This window comes from Bradyrhizobium sp. AUGA SZCCT0169 (assembly GCF_018130085.1).
Lineage (GTDB): Bacteria > Pseudomonadota > Alphaproteobacteria > Rhizobiales > Xanthobacteraceae > Bradyrhizobium.
This window is the reverse complement of record NZ_JAFCMC010000073.1, coordinates 1-2,064: the sequence shown is the minus strand read 5'-3', so window position 1 is coordinate 2,064 and position 2,064 is coordinate 1. Positions and strand designations below refer to the sequence as shown.

The 2,064-nt window shown below is 61.1% G+C and carries 4 protein-coding genes; 1 reads left to right on the top strand and 3 read right to left on the bottom strand.

The window, feature by feature from the left end:
• On the top strand, positions 1 to 714 hold a 714-nt coding region (locus JQ609_RS34845; RefSeq protein WP_212277147.1), incomplete at its 5' end, for a hypothetical protein.
• Positions 715 to 1,099: 385 nt separating this feature from the next.
• Here JQ609_RS34845 and JQ609_RS34840 read toward each other — a convergent pair.
• From JQ609_RS34840 to JQ609_RS34830, 3 genes are all read right to left on the bottom strand, one after another.
• Positions 1,100 to 1,468 carry a hypothetical protein gene (locus tag JQ609_RS34840; RefSeq protein WP_212277146.1) on the bottom strand — a complete coding sequence of 123 codons (369 nt, stop codon included), beginning with the start codon at positions 1,466 to 1,468 and terminating at the stop codon, positions 1,100 to 1,102.
• A gap of 40 nt (positions 1,469 to 1,508) precedes the next feature.
• Positions 1,509 to 1,661, bottom strand: a complete 153-nt coding sequence (locus JQ609_RS34835) for a hypothetical protein (RefSeq protein ID WP_212277145.1) — start codon at positions 1,659 to 1,661, stop codon at positions 1,509 to 1,511.
• A 49-nt stretch (positions 1,662 to 1,710) separates the two neighbouring features.
• Positions 1,711 to 2,064 (bottom strand): autotransporter domain-containing protein (locus tag JQ609_RS34830; RefSeq protein ID WP_212277144.1); only part of this gene is annotated, 354 nt, incomplete at its 5' end.

The following is a 2,064-nucleotide window of genomic DNA, read 5'->3' as shown; positions in this document are numbered from 1 at the left end:
GTCGAAAGGACGTGCCTTCACGCACAAGAATACAATGCTACGTTTCGTCGCGTGCGTTTTGATCGCGCGGCAACATGGCTTACCCGGCGCGGTGGATCACCGTTTCAGGGCGACTTTGCCCGACCCTGGGGTGGAGAAGGAGGGGAGGAGGTGATCGGTGTTCCCGGTGCTAACGGACGCGGCGGGCCGTCGGTGGGCACCCCGACAGCATCCCTCTCGACCAACCTCGGACTCCATGGTCCCGCCATCAACAAAAGGACCGTCACGGCGATGACAACGACAGCCGCCCCCATCGCCCAGCTCATCCTACTCATTAGGACCAGCCCTCCGCTCTACTTTTTCTCCAACCGGCCGCGGCGGGCGCGGTTCCTTTTAGAAGACGGCAACTCGCCCATTTTTGAAGGCCCGGTTAGATCTTGTCGGATATATGAACTCTTGTTTGGCTTTCATGAAGACTACTACGGACATTCGCTTCGCGCTGGCTTCGTGGATGCGTTACTGGGAAGTAGACCTCACCCACTGCTCGGCGATCCTGACAGCATCCAACAACAATTGCTGGCCCTCGGCCGCCCCGACGCCGCTATCGATCGCCTCCCTTGCTGTCCGTATGGCAATAAAAGCGCTGTTTTGCACGTTGTCCTCCCCTCGCAAATTGGTCACGGCAAGCTCGGCAGCTTTGGCCAGCTCGACGTCACCGGCGCGCGGATGCGCTGAGAGGAGCAGCGCGTGCACCTCGTGTGCGACAGCGTATGCGTCATTAGTCATGTGGAGCCCTTTCCGTATAGGAACGCGGCTGAAGCCGACGCTGGCCAGGTGCATCGGAATTTGAGCGATAAACGGAGCTCGAAGGCTTTTGCCGTAACCGCGCCTCGGGACCGGCCTAATTTTCGCGTTAACTCGGCGACCGTTACCTTGGTAGCGAGTTTTCGAAGCTGTTCAACTTCCGTTTCTGACCAACGTGCTGCGACCGGTTTGGCACCTTGGTTCCGCGCGTTGGATGGAAGAATGTCGATTTAACCATCGGAGGTGGCTTCAGCATTTACCCGTTCGCGGGAGCGCAATAGCCAAAGACGATTGTCGACAGCGCTGGCCGTGCGCTTCAATGCGTTGGCGATCGAAACGGAAGTACGTCCGGCATCCCGCAATTCAGCAGCCGCCGGTCCTCTTCTTCCTCCATGGTCCTTTCTTGACCATCAGCGGCCTTGCGCTTCGCGGCTGCTTTGGCGCGGGTCTTCCTCGACGGCTTGTCGGCTGCGGCCGGACCCTTGTCACCCTTGATGCTCGCCTTCAGCGCATCCATCAGGTTGAAGACGTTGCTGGGCGCGGCTCGCTTCGCTGTGACGATCGGCTGGCCCTTCTGTTTCTTGTCGAGCAGTTCTTGCAGTGCTGCTTCGTAGCGGTCCTCGAACTTCGCCGGCTCGAAATGCCCGGACTTCGACTCCACGATATGCTTGGCGAGATCGAGCATGTCCTTGGTGATCTTGACGTCCTGGATGTCCCCGGAGGACTCACATGAAGAAGCTAGTGGCGGTGGCGACAATCGCGTTTTTCGTCCTGGGATCGTCTTTGGCCTCGGCCCAGACCGGCGGGCCAATGATGATGGGGAAAGACACCAGCAAAACAGGCGCCACGCCACCCAACGCAGGCGCCAGTGCGCCCATTGCGGCCGCGCCTGCGGCCAAAGGCAAAAAGTAAGAGGGCGCTGGCGCCTTACCACTGATACCGGACGATGCCCTTGCCGGCGTAGCTGTCGGTGACGTCTGAGAACTCGCCCTCGAAGCTTGCCGCCACCGAGAAGCCGTTCAGCCATTTCGCTTCGGCGGACGCGCCCACCAGTGCGCTGTTCCGCGCCTGCGCGGCGCCGTTGACGACGAAGGCGGAGGCCGGCAGCGTCTGGAAGATCGCGCTGACACTGCGATCGGTGTTGAAGTTGTGCGCCCAGGCGGCGCGGCCGCGCAGCGTGACCACGGCATCGGCGGTCGCGAACGAGGTGTCCGCGCGAAGTCCGAGCTCGGTGCGCGGGGCGGTAACGTTCCGCTCGGCGTAGGACAATGCGAACGTGTT